The following is a 16,937-nucleotide window of genomic DNA, read 5'->3' as shown; positions in this document are numbered from 1 at the left end:
TACCACAATGCAACGGCGCCACTGAACCTCGTCGCGCACAAGCTGGCCCCGGCTGTCGCCGTGGGCGCGCCGATCGTCGTCAAACCGGCCCCGAAGACGCCCCTGTCGGCGCTGCTGCTGGGGGAGCTGTTCGCCGAAACCGAGCTTCCGTCGGGCATGGTCTCGGTCGTCGTCGTGCCCAACGAACGCGCCGGCGACCTGGTCGCCGACCCGCGGCTTCCGGTGGTGTCCTTCACCGGCTCGGGGCCGGTCGGCTGGGGGATTCGCGACGCGGTCCCGCGCAAGCACGTCACCCTCGAACTCGGCGGCAACGCGGCGGCGGTGGTCTGCGCGGACTGGGCCAGCGACGCCGACCTTGACTGGGCCGCCTCGCGTATCGCGACTTTCGCCAACTACCAAGCCGGGCAGTCGTGCATCTCCGTTCAGCGGGTCTTCGTCGACCGGACGCTGGCCGGCCCATTCGCCGATCGGCTCGTCGCCGCCGTGCGGGCACTTCGGGTCGGTGACCCGTGGGACGAGACCACCGACGTCGGCCCGCTGATCGACGTCGTCGCCGCCGAGCGGGTCGAGGCGTGGGTGGGGGAGGCGGTGGCAGCCGGCGCGACGCTCTTGACCGGTGGCGTGCGGGACAACAGCGCCTTTGCTCCGACCGTGCTCGCCGATGTGCCGCCGCATGTCAAGGTGTCCAAGGAGGAAATCTTCGGCCCAGTGCTCACCGTCACCACCATCGACGGAGTCGACGCCGCGTTCGTCGCCGTCAACGACTCACGGTACGGGCTGCAAGCGGGCATCTTCACCCACGACATCCGCGTCGCCATGTGGGCGCAGGCCGAGCTGGAGGTCGGTGGCATCATCGTCGGTGACGTGCCCAGCTACCGCGCCGACCAGATGCCTTACGGCGGGGTCAAGGAGTCCGGCGTCGGCCGAGAGGGTGTGCGTTCGGCGATGGAGGACCTGACCCATGAGCGAGTTATGGTTCTCGCCGTGTAGCGGGAACGGTCCCGCCCGGCGCCCGGCGCCCCGCCAACAGGCCGAGCAATCGCGGGACGATTACCACCGGACTGCGGTAGCCGGCTGGGGGCAGTGGAGGGCCCAGACCGGTGCTGAACTGCATCGAACAGCACTCAACTAGAGCCGTAGGCGCTTACGGGCGGCCCGCAGGGACGGTGATCGACAGCCGAGATACCTTGACCTGTTCTTGTGCTCGCGACCAGCGTCGTTCGAGGCTGGATACATCGCCGTTGACCCCACCGGGCGCGTGATCGTCGCCGACGAGCCGGGACATCTGCCGGGGCTAGATGAACGGCTGGCACTGCTGGCAGGGCGGCGAGCAAGCGCCCACACCACCCGTAGCGCTGCCTACTTCACCTGGCACCGCGAGAACACCTTTCGCGGGTCAGGGTCACCGCGCAGTCGACATGGAAGAAGTCGCAGCACAGCATCGTGGACGCCTGGGCGCGTAGGAACCGGCGCCAGGTCGTGTGATCGCGACGGACCGGTGCCGGCGGTATGCGCAGCCGCTTGAGGATCCGGCGGATCGTGGCGGCGCTGACCCGATAGCCCAAGCCAAGCAGCTCTCCCTGGATGCGCTGCTAGCCCAGCCGGGGTTGTCTCGGGCCATCCGCACCACGAGGTCCACGATCGTCGAATCGACCGGTGGGCGGCCGAGGTGAGGGTAGGTCCAGTGTCGGGCCACCAGCCGGCGGTGCGATCGCAGCAGCGTCTCGGGAGTGACCAGCCGATGCCACCTCAGCGTTTTCGGGAGCTGCCGGGCCAGGGCCGCCAAGACCGCTCGTTCGGTCCAGTTCAAGCGCGGGTTGGGGTTTGTGCGGCGCAGGATCGCGTTCTCGTGACGCAGGACGAGGATCTCCGCATCCTTGACAGCGTCCGATCGAGCGAGCAAAACCAGCCACTGGATCAAGCGGCAGAACATCAGGTAGATCAAGCACATGGGGACGCCGCCGATGATGACCGACCTACCGGCTCCGCGTCGTACCCGCCCAGGTCAGCGACGACGACCAATTATAAAAACGCACACGCGTGGTGAGCGGGGATCCGGCACCCTCGACAGGGCCTGGAGCAACCCGGCCTGTTCACCCTCGGTCACCGCACGCGCTGACGTGTCGATGGGGGTGGTGACTGCGGACAGTACCGGGATCGCGCATGCTGACATCGCGGGTGAGGTCCTCAAGGGTGTCATGGGAGCGTGAGGACTCCATGATCACCTAACGGATCTCACCCGCCCCGTCCGCCTCCACAGAGGCCACTCATCCCACACAAACCCAGCTCAGAAACCCCACGCTCGAGAACGCAACGGCCCCTGGTTGCGCTACCTCCAGGTCGACCCCGATGCCGTACGCATCGACGCCCTCCGCAGCCTGTAACCGAAACTCACGTTGACCCCGTCGCGGGGTTCGATCAGCTTTGCTGATTTTGTCGAACGCCGTCAATCCGACAGCAACCTCTATCGATTGACCCGTGCGATTAGCCTGTGGGTGCCAAACGGCGCACGGGGGAGGTACCTGCACCTTGTTTGCGCAGGCCCCGCCCCTTGTTACCTACTAGTACGGGGGACCAGATGACCAGTCAGCTGCTGCGAAGACTAGGCGTGGTAACGGCTGCGGTGCTCGTCGTCGCGTTCGGCGCCGCGGCACCCGCACAGGCCGAGTCGACCACCGGGTCGATCTCCGGCCACGTCACCCGGCCCGACGGTTCGCCAGCACCGAGCGAGTTGGTCTTCGCGCGCGACGTCAACTCCGAGAACCCGGGCGGCGCCGCGGTCACCGACGAGAACGGGTTTTACTTCATCATCGACCTCGTTCCCGGGTCCTACCGCGTCAGCATTCCCCGTGGCTCCCAGACCCAATACGCCCATGGCAAGACAAGTTCCTCAACTGCAGACGTGTTCGTGGTGACCGCCGGCGAGGTGACCGCGGTGGACGAGCAGTTGTTGGCTCTCGGCACGCTGCAGATCGTTGTGACCGAGGCCGACGGCGCGCCGGCGCGGGGAGAGGTCAGCCTGCACAATCTCGACCAATCCTTCGGCAGCAGTGCACGGCTGGATGAGAGTGGGCAGGCGAGCCTGAACGTGTTTCCCGGCGAGTACAAGGTCCAAGTCGTCCCGGCGATCCCCGGGGACCCCGACAACCTGGACTTCGCCCGGGCGCAGTGGCTGCACGGCGCAACGTCGTTCGAGCAGGGCGAGGTCGTCGCGGTCACGCCCGACACAACTACCGCCGTCGCAGAGCGGCTTCTTCCGTCGGGCGCGGTGACGGTAACCGCGCGAGACTCGATGGACGGTTCACCGATCGTCAACTTTTGCGCCCGCGTGGCGGACCGTGAGTGGTGCAGTGACGGCTCGGGTTCGGTCACTCTCACCGGCCTGCTGCCCGCGACCCACGACCTCGAAGTCTTCACACATGACGGCCTGTACCTCCCAACGGATGCTACGGTGACCATCGTCGCCGGCGAAACGGTGCCGGCCGTCGTGGACCTTGTCCCAGGCGGCGCGATCACCACGACGGTTGTTGACGCAATCACCGGCCAGCCGGTCGCCGGCGCATGCTTGATACCCGTGCCGATGGGCAGCGGTCGAGTGGGCGACGCAGGCGGGGATTGCACCGGGGTCGACGGCCAGACGACCCTCGGACCGCTCCTCGGTGGCGTTTACCACCTGTTCGTCGTGCCCGAGACCGGCTCCGGATACGGCGCGCAGTGGGTGGGCTGGATGGGTGGCGTCGGCGACCCCGCCCGAGCCCGCGGAGTAACTGTCGAGCCGCGCGCCGTCGCGGCCATGCCGTCGGTCAAACTGGATCGCGCCGGCACGATATCGGGTACGGTGACCAGCGCGGCTACCAGGCAGCCGGTGACATCCGGCCACGTCTCACTCTTCCCGTACGGTAACGGGAGCCCGGCATTCGACAGCGAGATCGACGAGTCGGGCCGCTACAGCCTGGACTGGCTCGGCCCGTACGAATGGCCCCTGGTTTTCACTACCCTTGACCACGCACGGCAGTGGTCCGGCGGGGTGGCCGACCGGCGAGAGGCCAAGCAAATCAAGGTGCAATCGGGTAAGACGACGACCTACAGCCCGGCGCTCAAGGTGGGCACGGTCATGACCGGGACAGTGACGGATGCCACCGGCAACCCGCTCACGATCGACTTCGACGTCATCAATGCGGCGACCGGTGACAACATGGGCAGTGGCTTCAGCCCAGGGGGCACCTACCGTTCGCTGATCCTGGGGCCGCAGACAATCAAAATCAACTGGCGACTGCACAACGAGACGACGTCCCACGAGGGCTGGTACGACGACGACATCGACTTCGAGCACGCAAAGCCGATCGACGTGCCCAAGAAGGGCACACTAACGGTGGACCTGATGATCGCCACCGGTTAGGCCTCAGTGAGCGGGCCGGCGGTACCGCCGGCCCGCTCCGCCAGCTGCGCGCCTGCCGGGTCGTAGTTCCAGTGAGGCATCGCCTCGGACCGCCCAGTCGACTGGTTGAGCTGGTCTTTTCCGTCGCTGGCGTCGCATCATCGCATTCATAGCCGCAACTGTGGAGGCGGTCATGGGTGCGCGTGTGGTGACGGTCAACGAGGTGCTCGATGGTCATGTGGCGTTGGACATCCAGTGTCTGGACCGCGTATACCTCAACGCGTATGTGCCGAAGCTGCAGACCAGCTTCCAGGTGGTGGCGTTTCTGTCCGGGCACCGCGGGTTCCCGTTCCCGTCGCCGGCGCTGTTCAACCAGATCGGGCAACGGCTCCGCCGGGCGGTGGCCTCCTACGCCGAGGCCAATGACATTCCGTGGGTCAGGTTCGGCAAGGACGACGACAAACTCGCGGTGATGCGCCCGCATCTTGCCCGGCAGGCCGCGACCGGGCGGTCCGGGGTGGCCGCGTGCGGGTGCCGAAAACCCCGTCCGTGCAGGTCATGCAGCATGTTCATACTCGTGCAAGATGCCGCCGAGGCGGTCACGTCGGCGGATGTTGAGGTGTGTGATCCGGTCTGGATCGGTGAGCGGTTCGGGCAGTGGATGGAGTGGTCGGGCGTTCGAGATGCCCCGATGGGGGCGGTGGGCGTTGTGATGCCGCTCGTATTCGTGCAGGGCGTGTAGGAGGTGCGCCTGGTCCCAGATCAACGTGCGGTCCAGCAGCTCGTGTCGGCAGCTTTGGATCCACCGCTCCATGACGGAGTTCATCCGGGGCATCTGAACGCCGCTGAGCACGACCTTGATCCCGGTGTCGGCGAGGATCGCGTCGAACAATGGTGGGTATTTGCCGTCGCGGTCGCGGATCAGGAAGCGTGCCCGGCAGTCGGCGTCCTGCAGGTCCATGGCGAGGTTGCGCACGGCCTGGGTGACCCAGGCAGCGGTCGGGTGCGCGGTGGCGCCCAGGATCCGAATCCGCCGGGTGGCGTGCTCGATGACCGCCAGGACGTACATCCGTGCCCCGGTCAACGTCACCGCTTCGAAGAAGTCGGCCGCGAGGATGGCCTCGGCCTGGGAACGCAGGAACGCCGCCCAGCTGTCCGAGGTCCGCTCGGGTGCCGGGTCGATCCCGGCCTCGTTGAGGATTTCCCAAACCGTGGACGCGGCGACCTTCACTCCCAGGACCAGCAGTTCGCCGTGGATGCGCCGGTAACCCCAGCCGCTGTTTTCGCGCGCCAGGCGCAGCACCAGCGTTCGGATGGACCGTACCGTGGGGGGCCGGCCAGCCCGCTTGGGACGGGAGACGGCCGCGTGGCGGCGGGCGATCAGGTCGCGGTGCCAGCGGAGCACGGTCTCGGGGCGCACGAGCAGTCGGACCCGGCGCAGCACGTCGCGGGGGAGTCGGTGCAGCAGGGCAGCGAGGATGGCCCGGTCAGCAGGGGCGAACCGGACCTTCTCGCCATGCAGCTGTCGTTCGAGGACCACGATCTGGTGGCGCAGGGCGAGGATCTCGGCGTCCTTGGCCCGGTCGCTCATGGGGAGCAGCCTCAGCATCGCGAGCGCGTTGGTCACGCCGAGGTACGCCAGTCGAAGCAGCACGGCGAGGCATCATCACGTAGTGACTGGCAGCGATCCGATGCGCCCTGGAACGTCGACCGGGGTAAGGTTTGCCACGCTCAGACCGGGCACGACCAGGGCGGACGACATTGTCGGCACCCTCAAGGCCAGTCGCAGCAGCACGGCCGACCATCATGCCGCGGCTATCACCGCCTACGTGAGAGCCCCAGCGCAAGCAGTCGGGGTCGACGTCCCGTCCAACGCACGCACGGGCTTCGACCAGGGCGGATGGGGTTTTCGGCAGGGGCAGGGCTGAATGAACCCGCCGAAGCTCGTAGCGACCAAAGATCGCTAGCGCCAGTCGGCGGAAAGTACCCGATGGGGGACTCCTCCGGTCGGCCGCCGATGCCTAGCGTTTCGCGACAACCGCAACCTTAGTCGGCCCTGCCGCCGATGATCGGAGGAAGTCGTGACCGTCAGATCCTCCAAACCATGGATGGGCGCACTCGTACTCGCCGCGGCCGCAACATTACTCGCCGCCTGCGGCGGCGGGTCACTGGGCGGCGCAAAGGCGGATGGCAACGGCTCTGCCGGTGACACTGTCAAGGTTGGACTTCTCGTCGCCAAGTCCGGCGTGTACGCGTCCGTGGGGCGCGACATGGAGAACGGGTTCAAGCTCTACCTCGCTGAGCATGGCCAGAAGCTCGGCGGCAAGCGCGTCGAGCTGGTCGAGGTCGACGAGGGCGAAAGTCCGCAGAGCGGGGTCGCCGGCGCGACCCGCGAGTTGCTGGGGGTGGGTTGAGTGGCAGGTCTGCCTGGCGAAGCCGACAAGCGGCAGGCGTACGTCGACGACATGGTGCGCCGGCGCGGCTACGTCCTCGACTACCACAAGGTCATGGCGGCCCAGGACCTTGACGTCCTGCGCGCCGCCGACGGTCTCGTGCAGGCGGCCTATCTGGCGCCGCGGTCGCTGGATCGCCGTACCAAGGAGCTGCTCTTCGTCCTGAGCCGCACCGTGTTGCGCGCGGACCGGCACCACATCGCGAGCCACATCCGAGTGGCTCTGCAGCACGGCGCAACGCCCCGCGAGGTGTTGGAGGCGATCGAGATCGCGCTGCCGGAGGCGGGCGTCGTCGCATTCCAACACGGCTTCGACGTTTGGCGCGAGGCGGTCGGCGCCGAGGGCATCGAACCGAGCGGGGACCCGTTCACGACGAAGGATGAGGAGTAGCAGCGGATGGACTTCAGGACGCTGAACCGCCAGTTCATCGGCGGTACCTGGCGTAACGGCTCGCTGGACAAGAAGCTCGTCGACCAGAACCCCTATGACGGGTCGACCGTCGCCGAGTTCAGGATGGCGGCCGTGGCCGACGTGGACGGAGCGTACCGGGCCGCGGAGCAGGCCCAGGCCGAGTGGTGGCGCGTGAACCCGTACGTGAAGCGTGCGGTGTTCGAGCGCGCCGTCCGGTACGTCGAGGACCATGCCGACGACATCACCGACGTCATCATCGACGAGTTGGGTGGCACCCGCCTCAAGGCAGCCTTCGAGATCGGCCTGGTGCTGGACATGCTGAAGGAGGCGGCCACCTTCCCGCTGCGGATGGAGGGGCGCATCCTCCCGTCGCCGATCGACGACAAGGAGAACCGCCTCTACCGGCAGCCCGTCGGCGTGGTGGGCGTCATCAGCCCGTTCAACTTCCCGTTCTTCCTTTCCATGAAATCGGTCGCGCCCGCCCTGGGCGCTGGCAACGGTGTGGTGCTCAAGCCGCATGAGGACACCCCGATCACGGGCGGCACGCTCGTGGGCAAGATCTTCGAGGAGGCGCGCGTCCCGGCCGGGCTGATCAACGTGATCGTCACCGAGATCTCCGCGATCGGCGACGCCTTCATAGAGCACCCCGTGCCGAGGGTGATCTCATTTACCGGCTCGACCGGGGTCGGCCGCCACGTCGCCGAGGTGGCTGCGCGCAACTTCAAGAAGCCGATCCTCGAACTGGGTGGAAACAGCGCCCTCATCGTGCTGTCCGACGCGGACCTCGACCTGGCGGTGGACGCGGCGGTGTTCAGCCGGTTCACCCATCAGGGTCAGATCTGCATGTCGGCCAACCGGGTGCTGGTGCATCGCGACCTGTACCAGGAGTTCCTCGACCGGTACGTCGCCAAGGTGGCATCGCTGACCGTCGGCGATCCGAGGGACGAGCGCACCATCATCGGCCCGCTCATCAACCAGCGGCAGGCCGACAACCTGCAGCGGCTCGTGGAGCAGGGCATCGCGGACGGCGGCCGGCCGGTGCTGCGGGGCACGGTGTCGCGCACGCTCTTCGAGCCGGTGATCCTGGCGGATGTGACACCCGGCATGCCGATCGCACAGGCCGAGCTCTTCGGTCCGGTCGTGTGCGTCATTCCCTTCGACAACGATGACGAGGCCGTGGCCATCGCCAACGACACTCCGTTCGGTCTGAGCGGCGCCGTACACACCCGCAATCTCGACTACGGTGTCGAGCTCGCGAAGCGGATCCAGACCGGCATGATCCACATCAACGACACGTCGATTCACGACGAGCCCATCGTCGCCTTCGGCGGGGAGAAGCAGTCGGGTCTCGGCCGGCTCAACGGCGAGTGGAGCCTCGAGGAGTTCACGGCGCTGAAGTGGATTTCGGTGCACCGGGGCCGCCGGCAGTTCCCGTACTAGGCGGCTCGCCGCCGCCGGCACAGACGTTTGTGGCCGACCCGCAGCGCTGCTGGTCGGCCACAAACGTAAAGAGGTTGTGCCGCAAGCCTAGGCCAGCTTGTCGGCGAACCAGTCGGTCATCTTCGCGACCGCGTACGCGAGGTGGTCGTAGCTGCAGTGCAGCCTGCCGGCCCGGTCGAAGACCTCGAACGTGACGTCGTCGACGGTGAGCGCGTCGACGAACCGGCGGGCGTGAAGGGTGCCATCCCAGCGTCAGGGCTGTGAGCAGGGAGGACGGGAATCCTGGCAGGCTGTCGTTCATGGTGGTTCGCACGCTGGCGTTCGTCGTCGTCCGACGCGTCTTGGATCTGGTCGGGCTGGGTTCGAACCCGGACGCGAAGGACGTGGAGATAGCGGTTCTCCGACATCAGTTGATGGTGTTACGACGGCAGGTCCCGCGGCCGCGCTACGCCTGTGGGGCTCGAAAACTCGGTCATCCCCTGCGACCTGGGCTTTTGTTCGAGGTATGACCCGTGACGGGTCCTGAAGATGAACGCGTTCAACACACCAGGACGCGTTCTCTGAACGCGTTCGAGTTGATCATGCACGTCGATCGGGATTGAAGACGAAGAGCCAGTTCACAGGGCATCACCGAGTTTTCGAGCCCGACAGGTTGCCGAACCGGTGGGCGGTGATGCTCACTGCCTGCTCGCGCAGGAAGGGCAGCATCTCGACCCTGCCCGACTCGGTGACGGGTTGGGCGTGGATGGCCAGGTCGGGCCGCCCGTCCACTGTTCGATATGCCACGGCGGCGTCGCCGTTGACGAGGCGGACGCGGCCTCCGTCCATAGCGCGGGGCGTCGTGACCAGGCTTTGTCGGTCTCGGTGACCGGGGCGGCACCAACCGCGGACAGAGCGGTCGTGACACTGGGTGGCAGGTCGGTGTAGGTCGAGACGCTGACCTCCGCGCCGGCGACGAGCCCTGCCGCCACGACCCGGACCAGGTCGGTCGTGCTTCCCGAGGCCAGGCGGACCGTGACCGGGTGGGGAAGGTAGCGGAGCAGGTTGCGCTCGGGCGCCAGCCGGGACACGAACCGGACGGTGCCGTACTCGGTGGCCCACGCCGCTGCGTCGCTGCCCATTGAGCGCTCCATCCGGGCAAGGTCGTCGATCCCGTCGGCCCGGGCGGCGGTGAGGATCGAGCGGGCGACGTCGCCCAGGGGGCCTGTGCGGTGGCCGGAGCCGACTGTGTAGGTGCCGAAAATGTCGTCCGGGCAGCTCAGGTGGCGTGTCGGTATTCGTGGAGGACGCCGCCGAGTCGGTCGCGTCGTCGGATGTCGAGGTGGTCGATTCGGCACGGCTTGGATCGGTTGGGGGAGCGGGCGTAGGGGTGCCGCGGCGCGGAGCGTGCGGTGGGGCCGGTGCTCGTTGTAGAAGGCTTCGTACTCGCGGAGCGCGTGGAGAAGATGGGCCTGGTTCACGATCAGGGTTCGGTCGAGGAGTTCGGCTCTGCATGAGCGCACCCACTTCTCCATGATCGCATTCATCCTCGGTACCTTGATTCCGGTCTTCACGATGGCGATGCCCTCGTTGTGGAAGACCGCGTCGAAGGCGGCCGTGTACCGGCTGTCACGGTCGCGGGTCAGGTACTTCGCGGTCGCGCCGGCGTCTTGGAGGTCCATGACCAGATTCCTGGCCAGTTGCGTCGTCCAGGTCGCTGTGGGGTGCGCGGTGGCGCCGAGGATACGGACGCGGCGGGTGGCGTGTTCGATGACGGCGAAGAAGTACAGGCGGGCGCCGGTCAGTGTGCGGGTTTCGAAGAAGTCCGCGGCGAGGATCGCGTGCGCTTGGCTGCGCAGGAACGCGGGCCACGTCTGGCGGTCTCGGCCGGGCACGGGATCGATATCGGCGTCCTTGAGGATTTCTCAGACCGTCGATGCGGCGACCTTGATGCCGAGGGCGGCCTGTTCGCCGTGGATGCGTTTGTAGCCCAGCTCGGGTTTCCCGGGTCAGACGCAGGACGAGGGCCCTGATGCTGCGCACGGTGGGTGGCCGGCCGGGCCGTTTCGGGCGGGACGCCTTCGCGTGCCGGTGGCGCAGGAGGTCGCGGTGCCAACGGAGGACGGTGTCCGGGGGAGACGATCAGGTGCAGCTGCCGCAGCGTCGGCCGGGGCATTCGGTGCAGGAGGGCGGCGAGGAATGCCCGGTCGGGCGGAGCGAGGCGGGGTCTGTCGACCTGGCGCTGCAGGACGGCGAGCTGGTGGCGCAGCGCAAGGGCCTCGGCGTCCTTGTCCACATCGCTCATCGGCAGCAGCCGCACGAAGGCGAACACGTTCGTCAACGCCAGGTAGGACAGTCACAGCAGCACGATGACTCATACTGGCGCACCGCGCCTGTCGGTCCGCGGCCGTATCCGACAATCGCAGGTCACAGCGCATGGATGACGTTTTCGGTACCCACAAGGTCCACCTCCGGCGGATCAGTTCACGATGCCAGCGCAGCAGAGTCGAGGGCGTGACCAAAAAGATCGGCCAGCGATCTCGGGGCAGCAGCTTCGCCAAAGCCGCGAGGACCATCCGGTCCGCCGGGCTATGCCGGGGCCTGGCCACCTGCCGGCGCAACACCGCGAGTTGGTGGCGCAGTACCACGATCTCCACGTCCTTCGCGTCCGGCGATGGACCCAGCCCGACCAGCCAGAGCACCTGCCGGGCGACCACGAACACCAGAGTGCGCACCACCATGGGCTCATCCTGCCGGGCCCACGCCGTGCCTGGCCACAGCCGTAGCGCTGAACTTGCACCCTTCAGGGGGAGCGGTGGCGTCGCCGACTGCGAGCAGGATGCAGGCTCCGGTCTGACCCCGATGCGGGGCATCGAGGTCAGCCCCTCGGCAAGAGCGGTGCCAGGCGGGAAAGGTGGGTCTCGGCGGCGGCGCCGGGCAGCACGACGGTTTGGCGTTGCGGTCTCAGTCGAGCAGTGGTAGGAGGGTGGCGCGCGCCGGCGCTTCTTGCTCGATCACATAGTCGCGGGCTAGGCAGGCGCGCGCGAGAGCTCCGACAGCGTCGGCCCGTTCGGCAAGCCGAGCGATCTGGACCTTGGCGTTTGCGCTAAAGGACGGGCGTCGGGCGGCCCGAGGATGCCGGGATGGGCCGCAGGGAGGTTGCGTCACATCGCATCCAGCATCCACTCCGGCCGGCCGGCGCACGATGCGGTCAGCTGACGGTCTGTCGCGTGGTGGACGGGGAGCGACCGAAACGGCGGCGGAACGACCTGCTGAAGTGGGTCAGGTCGTTGAACCCAGCGGCGTGACACACCTGCGTCACGGGTAGATCTGACGCGGCGAGCAGGGAGCGAGCAAACTGGAGCCGCCGACCGGCCAGGTAGTCCTGAAATGTCACTCCAGTCGCCTGACGGAACAGGACGCTGAAGTAATGGGGCGACAGGCAGGCAACCGCGGCGACGTCGGCCAGGCGGATCGGCTCTCTGAAGTGGTGGTCGATCCACGCAAGGGCGCGTTGCAGCCCGGCGCGAGGGGTGCTTGGCAGGGGTGGCGTCGCACCGCTCGCGGCTCGCGCCACATCGGCCAGCACGCGAGCCAGCGTGGCGTGAAGGGCAACCATCGACACCGGATCAGGTCGGCGGCTCTCGGCCAGCATCCGCTGGAAGTCAGGGGCGAGGTCGGGTAGGTGGATCGCCGGCTCTGATGGCGAGTCCGGCCGCAATTCCGGGGGCAGCTGCTCGTCGCTGTAGACGACGTTGGTGATGTGCAGCCTTGTGCCCGGGTGTGGGCGTATTTCGTGGAAGTCGGCTGGGGTCAACGCGAGGATGTCGCCAGCTCGCACTCGCTGCATTGTGCCGTTGAGCGTGTGTAGCCCGGCTCCCGCCGTGACGAAGGACAGTTCGAAGAACTCATGCCAGTGCAGTTCGAAACCGGCGTCCAGCATCTGCTCGTACACGGCGATGCCATGGTCTGTGCTCAGCCAACGATCGGCAGCGAGGCGATTCGGGGGCTTGGCGAAGTCACTTGTTGACATACTCGTTGTCCGCGATCGCCTTCCCGCGTGCCAGCCACACGAGATGGCCGGCGTTGTTCTTGCTCTCCGGGAGGATCCGCGTACTGGCCGGTAGATATCTCATGGTGTACCCGGCCCGGCGGTGTGGACTTGTGTTGGCGGTCGCTCCATGCAAAATCCGCCCGTCGTGCAGTGAACAGTGGTTGGGCTCGAGCTCCAGGTCGACCGCCGTCGACGCGTCGACCCCGGCGGCCTCACTGCCGAAGAAGGCATCTGGGTCGAGTACCCGGTAGTCCGGTTCCGCTTGCCGGTGACTGCCAGGAATGACGCGCATGCACCCGTTTTCGCGGCTGCTCCGGTCGATCGCCAGCCACACCGTCACGATGCCTTCGTTGTCGTCCAGCCGCCCCTCCCAGTAGGCGGCGTCTGAGTGCCAGGGTGTCGGAGGTCCGACGAACGGCATCTTGCAGATGAAGCCCGACGACCAGAGCACGATGTCCGGGCCGGTGATCGGCTCGACCAGATCGAGCACGGCGTCGTCGAGCAACAGCTCCAGCAAACGGTCGTCACGCGTGTGCGGCATGTCTAGCTCGTCGAAGATGCGCTCGCCGTGCTCGGCCAGGTGGTCCTTGAGGATGCCACTGAGGCGATCGAACTGCGCGGCCGGGAAGAGCGGCCGGTCGACCAGCGCGTATCCGTCACTCTGCCAGGATTCGAGCATCATACTGTTCCTTTTCGTTCGATGGTCCAACTCGTTGCACTGAGGTTATGTACGGGCTGACGGCGGTGGCTCGGCTAATTCTCCGACGAGATATGCGGAAGTTCCGTGGCGCCGGCCGAGGCGTGGTCCTGGTCGAGCCCTGGATCAGCGGAGGTGTCCGGGGGGGACTTTCACGCGCCCCGGGTCCTCTGCGCCAACGGCTGACCAGCCACTCCGGCGGGTCAGGCGAATCACCGCGATCGCTCTCGCGGCGGCGCGACCGATGCTCGGGGCACCAGCTTGACCGGTATCACGGCGGTGACGGTCGGCAGCTCGGGGTTGGCGAGCCGTTGCATTGCTCGCCGCGTCGCCTCGGTGCCGATCGCCTCCTTGTGCACGCGCACTGTGGTGAGTGCTGGTTGGGTGTGCACCGTGCGGTTGTCGTCGAATCCCGCGATGGAGACGTCGCGAGGTACAACGAAGCCGGCCTCCTGCAACGCGTTCATCGCCCCGAGTGCGGTGTCGTCGTTCGCGCAGTAGATCGCGGTGAAGGGCGCCCTCGATGCGAGCAGCCGGACGGTTGCATCGAAGGCCGACGGCGCGGTGAGGCTGGCGCTCTCCAGCAGCTCCGGTCGGATCGGTATCCCGGCGTAGGCCAGCGCGTTGCGGTAGCCCGTGGCGCGTGCCTCGATTGAGTACACCGCGCTCTTGATGCCTCCAGGGTCGAGCGGGCCGCCGATCCAGGCGATGTCGCGGTGGCCGGCGGCGATCAGGTGCTCTACGGCCGTCCGGGCGCCCTCCACGCCGTCGGACACCACCGCGTCGACGTCGAGACCGGGCGCCGCGTGGTCGACCAGCACCAGTACGGGAACCACCTCGGCGAGGACCTGCACCACGTCGGCGTGGGCCGGACCGACCAGAAGGGCGACGTTGAGTCGCAGGCCGGCGACCAGCCTGCGCAGCCTGCCGGGCCGCAGGTCCTCGCGGACGAGCGACCGGTAGGTGATGTGGGCGTTGTGGCGCTTGGCTTCGGTCTCGGCGCCGTGGAGGATCTGCGCCCAGAACGGCGCCATCAGTTCCGTCTCGGATATGTGCGGCACCGTCAGCAGGAAGCCGATCTCGGTCGTCGAGCTCCGGTGCGGTCGGGCGTGCCCGCCGCGCCGGGCGGTGGCCCGCTGATAGCCGAGTTCCTCGACCGCTCGACGTACCCGGTCGGTCAGCCGGGGATCGACGTTGTCATGACCGTTCAGCACCCGTGACACCGTGCCGGCCGACACCTGCGCGGCTAGCGCGATGTCTCGGACAGTAACCGCCACAGGCCCCTCCCGCGTGGTGATGAACGCCGATGAACAAGCTTCACTGTTCCACGTCAGTGAAGCTCTCGTCAATCCACGACTGCCGCGAAGTCAGTGGCATCAGGACGCCATAGATCTGGTGGCCATCGGTAATGGCGTCTGCTGCGCGCCAAGCCGCGCAGATCGTTCATGAACAGTCACCCTATTGACCGGTGAACGATCGTCGATTCAGACTGCTGTCCACCCGAGGCAACTTCATCATCGAGCCAGAGGAGTACGTGTGACTGAGCTGGTCCCGATCGCCCGACCCGCCGTGCACCTGCCGACAGCCGGTGGCGTGCCCTGGGTAGGGGCGAACTTCTGGTCGCGGCTGGGTGGTCCGCTGATGTGGCGCTCATTCGACGAACAGCTGGTGTTGGACGAGCTCGGGATCCTCGCGGAGCATGGCCTGACCCTGACGCGGTCGTTCTTCTACTGGCCGGACTTCCATCCGGAGCCGGACCGGGTGGACGAGGAGCTGTGCTGCCGGTTCCGGCGTTTCCTCGATCTGCATGCCGAGGCCGGTCTCGGCACCGTCCCGACGTTCATCGTCGGACACATGTCCGGCGGTAACTGGGATCCGGAGTGGCGGAACGGCCGTGACCTGTACCGGGACGTGTGGATGGTGGCCCGGCAGGCCTGGTTCGTCCGCGAGATGGTGACCAGGTTCCATGACCACGAGGCGGTGGCCGGTTGGCTAGTCTCCAACGAGATGCCGCTGTACGGCGGTGTCGGCGGCCAGATGGGGGCGAGCGGTCAGGGCGCCGATCCTTCGGATGTAACGGCCTGGGCGCAGCTGATGGTCGATGCGGTACGTGCCGGCGGCGGCATCCAGCCGGTCTCACTCGGCGACGGCGCCTGGAGCCGCGAGATCACCGGGTCCGACAACGGCTTCCGGATCCGCGAGCTGGCGCCGTTGGTGGACTGGCTCGGCCCGCACAGCTATCAGATGAACGACGACCCGATCCGGCAGCACCTGATGCCGGCGGCGCATGTGGAGCTGAGTCACTTCAATCGGCCGGTCGTGGTGGAGGAGTTCGGAGTCACCACCGACTTCGTCTCCGACACGGGCGCGGCCGACTACTACCGGCAGGTGCTACACACCACCCTGCTCGCCGGCGCGACAGGCTGGATCGCCTGGAACAACACCGACTTCGACCTGCCCGATCAGGATCCGTACCGGCACCACCCTTTCGAGCTGCACTTCGGCATCACCACCACGGGCGGCGAGCCCAAGGCGCCGCTGCTCGAGATGCAGCGGTTCCGTGCTCTGCTGGACCAACTCGACTTCCCGCGGTGCCGTCGCACCGACACGCACACCGGAATCGTGGTGAGCAGCCATCTGGAGGCGGGCTACCCGTTCTGGGATGACACCGACACCCCGGCATTGCGGGACGCACTACTGCAGGGCTACATCTCCGCGCGGCTCGCCGACCTCGCCCCAGCGATGATCCGGGAGTCCGAGGGCATCGCCGCAGCGCGTCTGCTGATCGTGCCGTCGGTGAAGGCCTTGAGCGCGCCCGGCTGGCGTGCCCTCGGTGAGGCGGCCGAGGCCGGAGCGACCGTACTGGTTAGCTACTCGTGCGGGGAGACCCCGAGCCAGCGCGGCCCGTGGTGGCCGAAGCTCGACGACTTCTTCGGGGTCCGCAAGCTGCTGCGCTACGGGCTGAATGAACCCGTGCCGGAGGACGTCGTGGCGTGGCGGTTCGGCGAGGACTTCGGCGACCTGACAGCTGGCATGACCCTGTCGTTCCGGGCGGCGGGTACGCCGGACGGCCGCTGCATGCTGCCGGTGGAGCCTGACGGCGCCCGGGTGGTCGCCGAGGATGCACACGGCCGGCCCGCGCTGCTGGTCCGGGACACCGGCGCCGGACGGATCGTGTTGTCGACGTACCCGGTGGAGTACTTCGCCGCCCGCAGTCCGCGGGTCAACCCCGACGACACGGTGCGCCTGTACCGCGCCGCCGCCCAGGTCGCCAGCGCCTTACCCGCCGTAGTCGTCGACGACGTCAACGCGTTCGCCGACGTCATCGAACGGCAGGACGGCCGCCGGTTCGCGCTTGTCGTCAGCGAGGCGGGCGAGCCGCTGACGGTCGGCGTTCGCAGCACTGAGCCAGGATCGCGCCTGCTCGACCGCGATGGCCAGGAGATTCACGAGGTCGCCCTGGCGCCGTACGGCGTCGACCTGGTCGAGGTGTCGACATGACATCCCGCATCACCCTCACCGCGT

General features: G+C 67.4%; 11 protein-coding genes and 1 pseudogene. 7 read left to right on the top strand and 5 right to left on the bottom strand.

The window, feature by feature from the left end; all coding sequences use genetic code 11:
• Positions 1–18: 18 nt before the first annotated feature.
• A pseudogene (locus tag GA0070624_RS27125) lies at positions 19–990 on the top strand (aldehyde dehydrogenase family protein); the annotation flags it as partial.
• A gap of 1,588 nt (positions 991–2,578) precedes the next feature.
• Positions 2,579–4,399 (top strand): carboxypeptidase-like regulatory domain-containing protein, encoded by a 1,821-nt coding sequence (locus GA0070624_RS27115; RefSeq protein WP_091345716.1) that lies wholly within the window; start codon positions 2,579–2,581, stop codon positions 4,397–4,399.
• 535 nt (positions 4,400–4,934) lie between these two features.
• On the opposite strand, the gene GA0070624_RS27105 is transcribed toward GA0070624_RS27115, so the two are convergent.
• Positions 4,935–6,032 carry an integrase core domain-containing protein gene (locus GA0070624_RS27105; protein ID WP_091345715.1) on the bottom strand — a complete coding sequence of 366 codons (1,098 nt, stop codon included), beginning with the start codon at positions 6,030–6,032 and terminating at the stop codon, positions 4,935–4,937.
• Between the two features lie 454 nt (positions 6,033–6,486).
• Here GA0070624_RS27105 and GA0070624_RS27100 point away from each other — a divergent pair, with 454 nt between their 5' ends.
• The 4 genes from GA0070624_RS27100 (at position 6,487) to GA0070624_RS27085 (ending at position 9,191) form a co-directional block, all read left to right on the top strand.
• Positions 6,487–6,792 carry an ABC transporter substrate-binding protein gene (locus GA0070624_RS27100; protein WP_091345714.1) on the top strand — a complete coding sequence of 102 codons (306 nt, stop codon included), beginning with the start codon at positions 6,487–6,489 and terminating at the stop codon, positions 6,790–6,792.
• Positions 6,793–7,221 carry a carboxymuconolactone decarboxylase family protein gene (locus GA0070624_RS27095; RefSeq protein ID WP_218105333.1) on the top strand — a complete coding sequence of 143 codons (429 nt, stop codon included), beginning with the start codon at positions 6,793–6,795 and terminating at the stop codon, positions 7,219–7,221.
• Positions 7,222–7,227: 6 nt separating this feature from the next.
• A complete protein-coding gene (locus GA0070624_RS27090; protein WP_091345713.1) occupies positions 7,228–8,682 on the top strand; it encodes an aldehyde dehydrogenase family protein in 1,455 nt (484 codons plus the stop codon).
• 260 nt (positions 8,683–8,942) lie between these two features.
• The gene (locus GA0070624_RS27085; protein ID WP_218105332.1) at positions 8,943–9,191 is read left to right on the top strand and encodes a hypothetical protein; all 249 of its coding nucleotides are present in this window, start codon (positions 8,943–8,945) and stop codon (positions 9,189–9,191) included.
• Between the two features lie 168 nt (positions 9,192–9,359).
• Here the strand turns inward: GA0070624_RS27085 and GA0070624_RS36130 are convergent, their stop codons facing one another.
• From GA0070624_RS36130 to GA0070624_RS27060, 4 genes are all read right to left on the bottom strand, one after another.
• Positions 9,360–10,556 (bottom strand): integrase core domain-containing protein, encoded by a 1,197-nt coding sequence (locus tag GA0070624_RS36130; RefSeq protein WP_245719024.1) that lies wholly within the window; start codon positions 10,554–10,556, stop codon positions 9,360–9,362.
• Positions 10,557–11,872: 1,316 nt separating this feature from the next.
• Positions 11,873–12,616, bottom strand: a complete 744-nt coding sequence (locus GA0070624_RS27070) for a helix-turn-helix transcriptional regulator (RefSeq protein WP_176731899.1) — start codon at positions 12,614–12,616, stop codon at positions 11,873–11,875.
• A 64-nt stretch (positions 12,617–12,680) separates the two neighbouring features.
• Positions 12,681–13,397 carry a phytanoyl-CoA dioxygenase family protein gene (locus tag GA0070624_RS27065; RefSeq protein ID WP_091345710.1) on the bottom strand — a complete coding sequence of 239 codons (717 nt, stop codon included), beginning with the start codon at positions 13,395–13,397 and terminating at the stop codon, positions 12,681–12,683.
• Positions 13,398–13,624: 227 nt separating this feature from the next.
• Positions 13,625–14,761 (bottom strand): LacI family DNA-binding transcriptional regulator, encoded by a 1,137-nt coding sequence (locus GA0070624_RS27060; protein ID WP_091345709.1) that lies wholly within the window; start codon positions 14,759–14,761, stop codon positions 13,625–13,627.
• Positions 14,762–14,948: 187 nt separating this feature from the next.
• Here GA0070624_RS27060 and GA0070624_RS27055 point away from each other — a divergent pair, with 187 nt between their 5' ends.
• Positions 14,949–16,913 carry a glycoside hydrolase 5 family protein gene (locus GA0070624_RS27055; protein ID WP_245719023.1) on the top strand — a complete coding sequence of 655 codons (1,965 nt, stop codon included), beginning with the start codon at positions 14,949–14,951 and terminating at the stop codon, positions 16,911–16,913.
• Positions 16,914–16,937 lie beyond the last annotated feature (24 nt).

Origin of the sequence: Micromonospora rhizosphaerae, from assembly GCF_900091465.1 — a bacterium.
Classification (GTDB): domain Bacteria; phylum Actinomycetota; class Actinomycetes; order Mycobacteriales; family Micromonosporaceae; genus Micromonospora; species Micromonospora rhizosphaerae.
The sequence above is the reverse complement of the archived record's forward strand: the minus strand, read 5'-3'. Positions and strand labels throughout refer to the sequence as shown.